9 protein-coding genes are annotated in these 10,204 nt (G+C 67.3%); 4 read left to right on the top strand and 5 right to left on the bottom strand.

The genetic code is table 11. The annotated features are described in order from the left end of the window. Window positions 1-237: 237 nt before the first annotated feature. Entirely contained in the window at window positions 238-747 is a 510-nt protein-coding gene (locus ABG80_RS10190) for a flavin reductase family protein (RefSeq protein WP_407638746.1), read from the top strand. On the opposite strand, the gene ABG80_RS10185 is transcribed toward ABG80_RS10190, so the two are convergent. Further along, on the bottom strand, window positions 748-2,373 hold the full coding sequence (locus ABG80_RS10185; protein ID WP_058087586.1) for a hybrid sensor histidine kinase/response regulator: 1,626 nt from the start codon (window positions 2,371-2,373) through the stop codon (window positions 748-750). 236 nt (window positions 2,374-2,609) lie between these two features. Next, window positions 2,610-3,860 (bottom strand): GGDEF domain-containing protein, encoded by a 1,251-nt coding sequence (locus ABG80_RS10180; RefSeq protein WP_152987562.1) that lies wholly within the window; start codon window positions 3,858-3,860, stop codon window positions 2,610-2,612. A gap of 195 nt (window positions 3,861-4,055) precedes the next feature. Between ABG80_RS10180 and ABG80_RS10175 the strand changes: the two genes are divergently transcribed. The 3 genes from ABG80_RS10175 to ABG80_RS10165 all read left to right on the top strand — a co-directional run bounded on the left by ABG80_RS10175 (window position 4,056) and on the right by ABG80_RS10165 (window position 6,016). Then, entirely contained in the window at window positions 4,056-4,634 is a 579-nt protein-coding gene (locus ABG80_RS10175) for a cytochrome b (RefSeq protein WP_058087584.1), read from the top strand. 74 nt (window positions 4,635-4,708) lie between these two features. Further along, window positions 4,709-5,299, top strand: a complete 591-nt coding sequence (locus ABG80_RS10170) for a YceI family protein (protein WP_058087583.1) — start codon at window positions 4,709-4,711, stop codon at window positions 5,297-5,299. A 129-nt stretch (window positions 5,300-5,428) separates the two neighbouring features. Continuing rightward, the gene (locus ABG80_RS10165; RefSeq protein ID WP_058087582.1) at window positions 5,429-6,016 is read left to right on the top strand and encodes a YceI family protein; all 588 of its coding nucleotides are present in this window, start codon (window positions 5,429-5,431) and stop codon (window positions 6,014-6,016) included. An 11-nt stretch (window positions 6,017-6,027) separates the two neighbouring features. On the opposite strand, the gene ABG80_RS10160 is transcribed toward ABG80_RS10165, so the two are convergent. From ABG80_RS10160 to ABG80_RS10150, 3 genes are all read right to left on the bottom strand, one after another. Beyond that, on the bottom strand, window positions 6,028-7,926 hold the full coding sequence (locus tag ABG80_RS10160; protein ID WP_160322509.1) for an ATP-binding protein: 1,899 nt from the start codon (window positions 7,924-7,926) through the stop codon (window positions 6,028-6,030). Window positions 7,927-8,122: 196 nt separating this feature from the next. Beyond that, window positions 8,123-8,953 carry an HDOD domain-containing protein gene (locus ABG80_RS10155; protein ID WP_058087580.1) on the bottom strand — a complete coding sequence of 277 codons (831 nt, stop codon included), beginning with the start codon at window positions 8,951-8,953 and terminating at the stop codon, window positions 8,123-8,125. Between the two features lie 93 nt (window positions 8,954-9,046). Next, window positions 9,047-10,135, bottom strand: a complete 1,089-nt coding sequence (locus ABG80_RS10150) for an AraC family transcriptional regulator (protein ID WP_058087579.1) — start codon at window positions 10,133-10,135, stop codon at window positions 9,047-9,049. Between the last annotated feature and the right edge of the window lie 69 nt (window positions 10,136-10,204).

Below are 10,204 nucleotides of genomic sequence, written 5' to 3'. Positions count from 1 at the left end.
ATCAACCAACGCACGGCAACTGTCGATTGCGGCACCGAATCATGGCGCCTGCCGTTTGCAGCGCTTCGCCACGTGTTGGATGTCTAAAGCCTAGCGGCCGGTCGTGACAAGAGGGTGCGCGTCGGACTATTACGGCGCACCCGCATGTGACGAGCTTCGTCGCAACAGCCACGGACTGACGGGGTTGATCTGCGCCGTCTACACTGCAAACTTTTGTAAGCTCCGCCCATGTCGTCGATGCCCGATTCCCCGCCCGGCTCCGCCGCGCCCTTCACGCCGGAGGAATACCGCGCTGCGCTGGGCCAGTTCGCCACCGGTGTCACCATCGTCACGGCGAGGGGCGCAGACGGCCGCTTGCTGGGCCTGACGGCCAACTCCTTCAACTCGGTGTCGCTGGTGCCGCCATTGGTGCTGTGGAGCCTGTCTCGGCAGTCCAACTCGATGCCGGGCTTCCTGGGCGCCACGCACTACGCCATCAACGTGCTGGCCGCCGACCAGCGCCTGCTGGCCGAGCGCTTTTCGCGCAAGGGCATCGACCGCTACGAGGGCGTGGCCTGGCGGGCGGGCCTGACGGGCGCACCGGTCATCGATGGCGCCGTGGCCGTGTTCGAGTGTCGCCACCGCAGCCAGCACGACGAGGGAGATCACGTGATCTTCGTGGGCGAGGTCGAGCACTGCCGACGCCGCCTGGGCGCTGCGCCGCTGGTGTTCCACGGCGGGCGCTTCGTCACCGACTTCGCGGGCTGATCAGGGCAACTCGCCCCGCGCGCAGCCATCGAGCAGGTTCAGCAACCGCGAGACGTCCAGCGGCTTGGTCAGGTACTCGACGAAGCCGCGCTGGCGCGCCTCGGCGATCTGGTCGGGCATGACGTCCGCTGACAGCGCCACACGCGGGATCAGGGCCGTGTGCGTGTCCATCATCAGGGCGTCCGAGACATCGAGGCCGCTCATGTCGCCCAGGTGCATGTCCAGCAGCAGCAGGTCGGGTGGCTCGGCCCGAGCCATGGCGATGGCGGTGTGGCCGTCGCGGGCGACTTCCAGGTGCCATTGCGGGCGCATGCGCATGACCTGTCGCAGCAACTCGACGTTGATGGCGTTGTCTTCGGCGTAGAGCAGGGTGAGCGTGGCATCGACCCCGGTGTCCAGGCTGCCGAAGTTGGTGCGGATGCGTTGACCGAAGTCGCTGTCTTCGGCCTCGGTCTGGCGCTCGGCGCGTGGCAGCCAGATGCGAAAGCGCGTGCCCGCGTCGGGCTGGCTGCTGACCTCGATGCGGCCCTGCATGAGCTCGACCAGCCGCTTGACGATGACCAGGCCGATGCCCGTGCCTTCGATGGGTGTGCGCTCGGCGCCCAGTCGGTTGAAGGGCTCGAAGAGGTGGGCAAGCTGTTGTGCGTCCATGCCGCGGCCGGTGTCGCTGACGCTGATGACGACCTCGTCACCCACGCCCATGGCCTCGACCAGCACCTGGCCCGAGCGGCGGTTGTACTTGATGGCGTTGCTCAGCAGGTTGACCAGCACCTGGCGCAGCCGCAACTGGTCGGCGCGCACGCGCAGGCCGGTCTCTGGCGGGGTGGCCAGCAGTTGCACGCTGGCATCGGTGGCCTGGTTGCTGGTCATGGCCAGCGCGGCTTCGATGACGTCGCCCACGGCCAGCGGCTCGATCGACATGGGCAGGCTGCCGGCCTCGATGCGAGACAGGTCGAGCACGTCGGTGAGCATGGCCAGCAGGTGGGCTCCCGCGCGCTCGATGTGGGCCACCTTGGTGCGCTGGTCGTCGTGCAGCGGGTGGCGGGGGTCGACGCGCAGCAATTGGGCAAAGCCCAGCATCGCGTTGAGCGGCGTGCGCAACTCGTGGCTCATGCGCGAGAGGAACTCGGTCTTGGCCTTGCTGGCGCGTTCGGCCGCGCGTGCCGAGCTCATGGCTTCCTGCATGCGCTGGCGCTCGGTGATGTCTTCGATGACGGCCACCAGCTCGCGAGGCTGGCCGTGTTCGTCGCGCAGCAGCACGACGTTGACGGCGGCCCAGACGGCCTGCCCGTCGGGTCGCACGTAGCGTTTCTCGGTCTGGAAGCCTTCCTGGGCGCCACCCAGCACGTTCTCGACGTGCGCGCGCGAGGGCACGATGTCCTGCGGGTGCGTGATGTCTTCGGGGTGCAGGCCGATGAGGTCACGCGGCTGCCTGCCGACGATGTCGGCGAAACGCTGGTTGACCTCGAGGATGGTGCCCGACAGGCTCAGGCGCACCATGCCGATGCCCGCGCGATGGAAGATCAGGCGATAGGGCGCATCACGGCGATCGGCGAGGGCCTGTTGCGGGTCGACCAGCAGGTCGTCGATCGAGGCAGGTGGCGTGCCGGGTGGCTGGCTGGGCATGGGTGGCAGGAAGCGTCACCACCCACGGCCCTCGCCTGTCAGGCCCTTTTCAGGGCGTTCGATCAGGCGGCGGCCGCCTCCACTGCATCGCGTCGGGGGTGGTGTGCCCGGCGCGACCGTCATGTTGTCGTTGCTTGCAGGCAGGTGTGTCTGGATGTGTCCGAAAGACCCCTGCAACGCGCAGTCAGGATAACCGCTATGGCAGGCAGGCAACAAGCGCCCATGCGGGCGAGGCCTCAATGCCCCAAGGGGCTGTCGTCGTCTTCGCTGTCTTGGCCCAGCAGGGCGGCCGCCACCAGGCTGGCGCCGTCCGCGCTGCCATCCGGCAGGGGCGTTGCCGCGTGGGGCGTTTCTGACTTGCGGTTGGGCGGCCCGTGGTGGATGACCGTGCGGTTGCGTCCGTTGGCTTTGGCTTCGTACAGCGCTCGGTCGGCCCGCTCGATGCAGACGTCCAGCGGCTCGCCCGAGTCGTAGGCCGTCAGCCCTGCAGAGAAGGTGGTCCGCAGTTCGGGCACCTCGTTGGACAGGCGCGCATCGGTCAGCAGCTCGCGCACGCGGTCCAGCCCGATCTGGGCTTGTTCGGCCGTCGTGTCGTTGAGCAGCAGCAGGAACTCCTCGCCGCCCCAGCGGGCCAGCACGTCGGTGTCGCGCAGGCCTTGCTGCGCCACGGCGGCGAATCGGCGCAGCACCTCGTCGCCCACGCCGTGCCCGTGCGTGTCATTGACGCGCTTGAAGTGATCGAGGTCGATGATGGCCAGGCAAAAGCGATGAAAGCCCGAGCGCTGCAGGCGTTTGCGGTGTTGCTGCAGCACGTCCATCATGTGGCGGCGGTTGACCAGGCCGGTGAGCTCGTCGCGCGTGGCCAGGATCTGGATGCGCGTGAGCGCCTGGGCCAGGTCGTCCTTTTGGCTCTGCAGGCGTTCGCGCATGCTGCTGAGCTGCGCGGCCAGGCGCGAGATGGTCGGCACGATGGCCGCCGTCAGCACGAAGTGCACGATCTCGAGCTTGAAGGGGTAGTTGACCGGGTCGGTCTGCATCTTGATGAGCTGGGCGCAACCCATCAAGCCCACCGTGTAGGTGGCCGCGATGCGCGCACCCTTGGCGCTCAGGTTGAAGACACCGAAGACCAGCACCAGCACCAGCAGCATCATGGTCGAGCCATGGAACGGGCCGGTGATGGAGTAGGCGCCGATGATGATGGTCAGCGCCGCCAGGATCTGGGGCAGGGTCAGGGCCGGGTCGTCAAAGCGCTTGTTCAGGCCCGAGCGCAGCATCCCGTACCAGAAGCTGCAGTTCAGGGCGATGGCCAGGCACAGCAGCCAAACGTCGTGGAAGGACATGAAGCCCATCCAGGCGGCGTAGATGGTCGTCAGGGCGCAGGCCCCAAAGACATTGGCCGCCAGCAGCGAGCGCTTGATGCGCAGTCGCTGCCGTGAGTCGCTGCTGAACAGCCAGGTGGACCAATTCGATTTGGCGGCGGATTCCATGAGGTTGTTGACCACTGTTGGAAGCGACTTCGAGGCCTGAGGAGGGCCCTGAATCAGGGTCAACCCGCAGGTGTGCGCGCCGCGGCGCTGTGAATTCAGAAAATTTGAATCAAGGGGACAAACCCGCTCAACCCAACTGAAGCCAGGGACCGTACGCTTCACATTGTGATCCACAAGCCCCCGAGGTGGTGTGCCATGAAACCCGTGTCTTCCCCTGCCAGTTCACCCGCTGCTCGCTACACGCTCACGGCCATCGCCTTGCATTGGGTGCTGGCCGTGGCCATCCTCTCCGCGTTTGGCGTGGGGCTGTACATCGAGGGCCTGCCGTTTTCGCCGGCCAAGCTCAAGCTCATCAACTGGCACAAGTGGGCCGGGGTGACGATCCTGGCGCTGTCGGTGTTGCGCCTGTTGTGGCGCCTGACGCACCGCCCGCCTGCCTTGCCCGCGAAGATCGACTCGGCCATGCCGGGCTGGCAGCGCGCGGCCTACCACGGCACCCACCACCTGATGTACCTGCTGTTCTTCGCCGTGCCGCTGCTGGGTTGGGCCTACAGCTCGGCCAAGGGCTTCCCCATCGTGTGGTTCGGCGTGCTGCCGCTGCCTGACCTGGTGGCGCCGAACCCTGAGCTGGCCGAGGTCATCAAACCGTTGCACGGCCTGGCGGCCTGGGGGCTGATTGGACTGGTGGTGCTGCACGTGGGCGCTGCGCTCAAGCACCAGTTCATCGATCGCGACGGTTTGCTGGAACGCATGCGCCCCGGTCGCAAGGCCTGAGGGCTCGGGCACCGCGACCTGGGCGCGGCCCCTGCTTGCCGATGCATTTTCTCCCTCTCCCACTGGAGCCTGACATGACTGTTTCTTCTCGCTTGCGTGCATGGCGCTTCGGCGCCGCCGGCCTCTTGCTTGCCTCGCTGAGCCCGATCGCTGGTGCGGCCAGCCCTGTCATCACCCTGGTGGCACCGCAAAGCGAGGTGGGCTTCACCATCAAGCAGATGGGGGTGCCGGTCAGCGGGCGCTTCAAGCGTTTTGCCGTTCAGACCAACTTCGACCCGAAGTCGCCGCAGACCAGCCAGGTCGCCCTGCGCTTCGAGCTGGCCAGCGCCACCATCAGCGCCGACGCCGACCCGGAGTTGGGCAAGCCCGACTGGTTCGCCACCGCCAAGTTCCCGCAAGCCACTTTCCAGTCCACGGGCATCAAGGCCCTGGGCGGCGGCAAGTTCGAGGTGGCTGGCAAGCTGAGCATCAAGGGCAGCAGCCGTGACGTGGTCGTGCCGATGCAGCTGGCGCAAGCCGGTGGCGTCAGCACCGTCACCGGTGGCTTGCCGATCAAGCGCCTGGACTTCAAGGTGGGCGAGGGCGACTGGGCCGACACCTCCTTCGTTGCCAACGACGTCCAGGTCAAGTTCAAGCTCGTGCTGCAGGGCGTGCCTGCGCAGTGAGCGAGGCCACCGCTTGGTCCCGTTTCCCGTCAACGCCGTCTTCGTTTTCCACTCGGTCGATCTCTTGCGACCTTGCTTGACCTGTTCGACCTTTTTCTTGCCTTCCCCCTTCACCCAAGGAGCCACTCCATGATCCGCACCATCAACGTGACCCGCCTGTTCGCCGCCACCGCCCTGGCTTCGGCTTTCGCCACCTCGGCCTTTGCGGCACCCGAGAGCTACGGCGTCGAGCCCAACCACACCTACGCGAACTTCTCGTACAACCACATGGGCTTGTCGACCCAGATCAGCAAGTTCAACAAGACCAGCGGCACCATCGTGTACGACAAGGCTGCCAAAACCGGCTCGGTGGACATCACCATCGACATGACCTCGGTCGACACCGGCTCGAACCTGTTCAACAGCCACATCCAGGGCGCCGACTTCCTGGACACGGGCAAGTTCCCGACCGCGACCTTCAAGTCGACCAAGGTGGTGTTCGAGGGTGACGCCCCCGCGACCATCGAAGGCAACCTGACCATCAAGGGCGTGACCAAGCCCGTGGTGTTGAAGGTGAGCCACTTCGCCAACATGGCCCATCCGATGGCCAAGAAGGACGCCATCGGTGCCAACGCCAGCACCCTGATCAAGCGCAGCGACTTCGGTGCCGGCAAGTACGCCCCGATGGTGGGCGACGACGTCACCATCACCATCTCGCTGGAAGCCATCCAGCAGTGACGAGCTGAAGCTCAGGCCGCCACGGCCGATGCCGTTGGCGGCAGGTGCCTTTGCAGCACCGCCAGCAGCTCTTCCACCCGAAAGGGCTTGGGCAGGTGGTCGTCCATGCCGGCTGAGAGGCAACGGGCGCGGTCGGTGCTCAACGCATTGGCCGTCAGGGCCACGACCGGGATCGGTTCGAGCCGTTGGTCGTTTTCCCAGCAGCGCAGGCGGCGCGTGGCCTCCATGCCGTCGAGTTCGGGCATCTGCAGGTCCATCAGCACCAGGTCGAAGGGCCGCTCCAGGTGCTGCAACAAGGACAGCGCCTGCGCACCGTCTTCGGCGCGCGTGACGTCCAGGCCCAGGCGGGCCAGGTTGGCTTCGGCCACGAGGGCGTTGACCGGGTTGTCTTCGACGAGCAGGATGCGGCCGCTCAAACGCGGCACGGTTGTGGCCCCGAGTTCGTTGCCTGCCGGTGCGACCTGGGCCACGGCGAAGGCGGGCATCGGCGAGGCCGAGAAGACCGCCGCAGCGGGCGCCTGGGCCGGCGTGGCCACTGGGTGCAGGGGCACCTTCAGGGTGAACACGGAGCCTTTGCCGACTTCGCTGTCGCAGGCCACGTCACCGCCCATGGCGCGGGCGATCTCGCGCGTGATGGTCAGGCCCAGGCCGGTGCCCTTGTGGCGGCGCACGAAGCTGCCATCGACCTGGTGGAAGGCGTCGAAGATGAGCCCGAGCTGGTCGGCCGGGATGCCGACGCCCGTGTCCTGGATGTGGAAGGTGACCGTGCTGCCACCGCCTTGGGGTTCGGTGGCCACGCGCACGCGGATCTCGCCGAGGTCGGTGAACTTGATGGCGTTGCCCAGCAGGTTGTGCAGCATCTGGCGCAGGCGCGAGGCGTCGCCGCTGACCCAGCAGGGCTGGGGCAGGCGCACGTCGGCGAGCAGGCGCAGGCCCTTTTCCTGGGCGGTGACGCGTTGCAACTCGATGATCTCGTCGATCAGGGTGCGCAGGTCGAACGTGGCGTGCTGGATCTGCAGCTTGCCCGCTTCGATGCGCGAGAAGTCGAGCACGTCGTTGATGATGTGCAGCAGGTGTTCGCCGGCGCGTTCGATCAGCTCGACCTGGTGACGCGACTCGTGCAGCACGCCGGGGCGCTCGGGCAGGCGGTCGCGCAGCAGGCGCGCCAGGCCCAGGATGCCGTGCAGCGGCGTGCGCATTTCGTGGCTCATGGTGGCCAGGAACTGGTCTTTGACGGCGCTGTGGCGCTGGGCCAGCACCAGGGCGTGCGTGCGCTCGCGGGCGATGCGGTCGGTGGTGAAGCGCAGCCACAGCAGCTCGGTGATGCGGCGCTCGGCGCGGCGGCTCTCGAACAGCATCAGCGCCATCAGCGAGAGCAGGCCCAGGCCGCCGAAGAAGCCGTAGGTGTCCTGCCGCGACAGCAACATCAGGCTGGCAGGCACCAGCGTGGGCAGGTTGGTGGCGAGGTTGGGCCGCAAGTGGGCCTGCAGCGTGAAGGTGCCGACCGCGCAGGCGCCCACCAGGGTGGAGGCGAGCACCGAACTGGTGACCATGTCCTCGATGGGCATCATCATGCCGATCAGGCCCCAGCAGCCACCGTGCAAGGCGCACATCAGGGTCAGGCTTTGCAGCCACATGGGGTGGTCGCGCTGGCTGCTGCGGCGGTAGGCGCGCAGGTGCAGCAAGCGCACCATGGACGCCAGCACGCACAGCGCTGCCCAGGCGATGGCCCAGCTGCGACCGGTCTGGTCGGAGATGGCCACGGCCAGCGCCACACAAACCAGGGCGCTGACGACGGACACCGGCACCGTGGGCGCGAACAGCATGCGGATGCGCTCACCCCGGATCTGGCGGTTGAGCTCAGGGTCTTCGGGCTCGGTGTGGGGCTCGCCCCCGAGCAGGGGGAGCATGAAGGCGGGGAAACCGAAAGGCATGCTGGCTGGCCTGCCCTGCAAGCGCTCCGCAGTGCGTTGCCCAGGCTGCCCTGATGTTTGTCAATTAGGACACCGATCCTGCGACGGCTGGCAGGTCATGTCAACGGGACAAACATCGGGACACGCCGTTTTGCCACCCCGTGAAACCGGGGTGCACGCGCGGCGCAGGCGCTCAGACCTCGCTGGAGCCGAGGTTCAGGCGTTCGCAGACCCGCATGGTGGCCAATTGGAAGGCCTGGAAGTGCAGGCCAACCTGGTGCGAAATCGGTTCGAGCTCGGCCCAGACGCTGGCGGGGTCGCTGGAGCGCACCGGGTTGAGCAGCAGGGCGTCCACCGCAGCGCTGATGGTCAGCAGCTTTTGCACGGGGGGGCGCTCCTGGGACCACTGCGTGGGGCTGTTCGGGCGGGCGCGCACGCAGTCGCTGACCTCGCGCGAGAGGCCCCAGGACTGGCACAGCGCGCCGCCCAGGGCAGAGTGGCTCACGCCGAAGGCTTCGATCTCGGCCGCGCAAAGCATCGACTCGTCGGCCGGATCGACCTCGAGCGCGGCATAGCGCTGGCGGTCGTAGGCATAGAGCACGGCGCGGCCGCTTTCGGCGAACAGGCCGGTGGTGTGCGCCAGCCAGGGGTCGACGTCGAGCTGGCGGGCGATGCGGCCCATGGCCAGGCCGCGAACGCCGGCGCGGTCCCAGATGCTTTGCAGCAGCGGGCTGGGCGGGAAGGCGCCACGCAGGCCGATTTCATAAGTCAGGCCGGCGACCTGTGCCATGCCCAGGTAGCGGATGCCTTCGTGCACGGTTTCGACGCGCTTGAGCAGGCCGAACAGCGCCGAGTTCACCGTGCGCACCACGGCCGAGGACAGGGCCATGTCGGTCTCGATCAGGGCGGCGAGCTGGTCCGTCGAGCTGTTCTCGTCGGACATCAGCAAGGACAGCTTGACCAGCGTGCTCGGACAAGCCGGCAGGTCGATGTTCAGGTTGCGCAGTTGGGGAGAGATGCTCATGGCGGGAAACCTCGGTCGCTTGCCCGCAGTCTAGGCGCGTGAGGGCGCCGCGAACCGTGAAACAGTTCGCGTCCAAGCCGCCTTTATGGGCTTTCAGCGTGGGATGAAGCGCCGCCTGACCACCGGCCCGCCTGGGCGCAGCAGGCCCTGGGCTTTGCGGAACTCGCTGGGCGGCACGCCCTTCCAGCGGCGGAAGGCTTCGATGAAGGTGGTGACGTCGGCGTAGCCCAGGCGCTCGGCGATTTCCGAGTGCGTCAGGGACGCGGTGGTCATCAGCTCTTCGGCCAGGGTGGAGCGCACCTCTTCAAGCAAGGCGCGAAAGGACGCGCCCTCGGTGGTGAGGTGGCGGCGCAGCGTGCGCGAGGTGATGTTCATCTCGGCGGCGATGGCTTCCATGTCCGGGATGCGGCCGGGCGTGCGCATCAGGCGGTCGCGCACCTGGGCGGCCACGCCGGTGCGGCTGCTGCGTGCGTCGACCAGCTTCTTGCACATCTGCTCGCACAGGGCGGCGGTGTGCGGGTCGGCCTGGGGCAGTGGCTCGTGCATCAGCGAGGCGGCGAAGACGCTGCGGTCGTGCGCCTGGCCGAACTGCGGGCGCACGCCGAAGAGCTCGGTGTAGGCCTGGGTGAGTTCGGCCGAGGGCTCGGTGCGGCGCATGTGCACGGCCTGGTAGGGCATGGGCTGGCCCAGGATCTCGCGCTGCAAGGTGAGCACGGCGGCGCGGTCGCGGTCGACGATGAACTGGCGAACCTCGGGTGGCAGGTGGTCGGCGTGGTAGGTCACGAACACCTGCTCGCCCACCTGCTCGACCTCGTTGGTGGTCAGCGAGAAGGTCTGGTTGAGCATGCGCGAGGCCATGCTCACGGCCATGCCCAGCGTCGGGCTGGAGAGCACGGCGTAGCCCCACAGGCCGTAGGTGGTGACGTGGTAGCGGCAGCCGGCTTCGATGCCCAGCGTGGGCACGTGGGGCAGGGCGCTGATCAGGTTGCGGATGACCTGGATTTCTTGCTGGGCTTCGATCTCGCCCTTGGGGTCTTCCAGCTGGGCGCGGCTCAGGCCGGTGTGCTGCAGCAGTTGATCCAGGCTCAAGCCATGGTCCTGGCCGAGCTGGCACAGCACACGGGCCGTGGCCATGCCTCGGCGGAAATCCCACAACTGCCTGGGAAGGCTTTTGGCGTTCATGGCCACATCCAAACGATTCACATTCTCATCCAATTATGTCCGAGGGGCCAAAGACCCCGGCCGTTCAAT

Source organism: Aquabacterium parvum, assembly GCF_001447195.1.
In the GTDB taxonomy this organism is placed as follows: Bacteria; Pseudomonadota; Gammaproteobacteria; order Burkholderiales; family Burkholderiaceae_C; genus Aquabacterium; species Aquabacterium parvum.
Note: the sequence above shows the minus strand (reverse complement) of the source record. Positions and strands in the feature narration are given on the sequence as shown.